General features: G+C 70.2%; 1 protein-coding gene. It reads left to right on the top strand.

Annotated elements, in window-relative coordinates; all coding sequences use genetic code 11:
• Positions 1-142 precede the first annotated feature (142 nt).
• Positions 143-1,630: malate synthase A (gene aceB, locus AB0O29_RS35745; RefSeq protein WP_365160558.1), on the top strand; the 1,488-nt coding region annotated here is incomplete at its 3' end.

Genomic DNA, 1,630 nt, shown 5'->3' with positions numbered 1-1,630 from the left:
CGGCGCCCCTCAGTGGCGCCGGCCCACGACCGGCCGTGAACACACGGGCTCATGCGTGGGCCCGGCGACGGGAGGTGACAGAGTGCAGCACGCGCGCCGCTCTGATCTTCTCCCTCCCTCCTGTCTCGTTTGGAGAGACCGCATGCCACCGCCCGCACCATCCCGCCGCATCGAGGTCCTCGGCCGACCCGGACCCCGCTTCGAGGAGATCCTCACGCCCGCGGCCCTGACCTTCCTGGCCCGGCTGGATTCGGCATTCGAGCAGCGGCGCCTGGACCTTCTCACCGACCGCCGGCACCGCGCCGACAGAATGGCCTCCGGCTCCCGCCTGGACTTCCCCCGCGCCACATCCGCGGTCCGCAGCGCACCGAACTGGCGGGTCGCTCCCGCCGGACCCGGTCTGGCCGACCGCCGCGTGGAGATCACGGGACCTCCCGAGCAGGCAGTGGCCGCCGGAGCCCTGACCTCGGGTGCCCAGGTATGGGTCGCGGACTTCGAGGACGCGACGTCCCCCCTCTGGGAGAACGTCATCACCGGCCAGCTGACCCTGCTGGACGCAGTCGAGCAGCGGATCGCGTTCACAACCCCGGACACGACGGAGGACCCGCAGAACCAGCAGGCCGCCCCTCACCTCGCCACCATCATGGTCCGCCCCCGCGGCTGGCACATGGACGAGGCACACCTCACCGTCCACGGACGTGCGGTCTCCGCCTCCCTGGTCGACTTCGGGCTGTACCTCTTCCACTGCGCCCAGCGCCAGATCGACGTCGGCAGCGGACCCTACTTCTACCTGCCCAAACTGGAGAACCGGCACGAGGCCAGGCTGTGGAACGACGTGTTCGTTCTCGCCCAGGACCTCCTCGGCATTCCCCAGGGGACGATCCGGGCCACGGTCCTGATCGAAACCGTCCCGGCGGCCTTCGAGATGGAGGAGATCCTCTACGAGCTGCGCGCGCACTCCGCCGGCCTCAACGCCGGACGCTGGGACTACCTCTTCAGCCTGCTCAAGACCTACAGCTACTGCACCGACTTCCTCCTCCCGGACCGGGCCGCCGTCACCATGAACGCCCCGTTCATGCGGAGGTACGCGAAACTGCTCGTCCGCACCTGCCACCGCCGGGGCGCACACGCCATCGGCGGAATGGTCACCCATGTGCCGGGGGCGGACCGCGTCACCAATCTCGGCGCGCTGGCCAAGACACGCATGGACGCGGAGCGCGAGGCCGCCGAAGGCTTCGACGGCGCGTGGGTGGCCCATCCCGCACAGGTCCCGGTGTGCCGGGAGTCCTTCGACGCCGTACTCGGTGCCAGGCCGCACCAGATCGACGACGGCGCCACGCCTGCGGACGTCCAGGCCTCGGACCTGCTGTCCGTACGCCGGAACGTGGTGTCGCCGGCTCCGGAGGGCATCCGCACGAACGTGGCCGTCGCGCTGCGGTACTTCGAATCATGGCTCCGCGGGCGCGGAGCTCTGGAACTGGGCGGCCTCGTGGAGGACACCGCAACCGCCGAGATCGCGCGGGTCCAGCTCTGGCAGTGGCTGAGGCACCGCCTGATCACACGGGAAACGCTGCTCGACCTGCTCGACGCGGAATGCGACGCTCTGACCGGCGAACACCCCGACGCGTTG

It is taken from the genome of Streptomyces sp. NPDC089915, from assembly GCF_040684675.1.
GTDB lineage: Bacteria > Actinomycetota > Actinomycetes > Streptomycetales > Streptomycetaceae > Streptomyces.
Note: the sequence above shows the minus strand (reverse complement) of the source record. Positions and strands in the feature narration are given on the sequence as shown.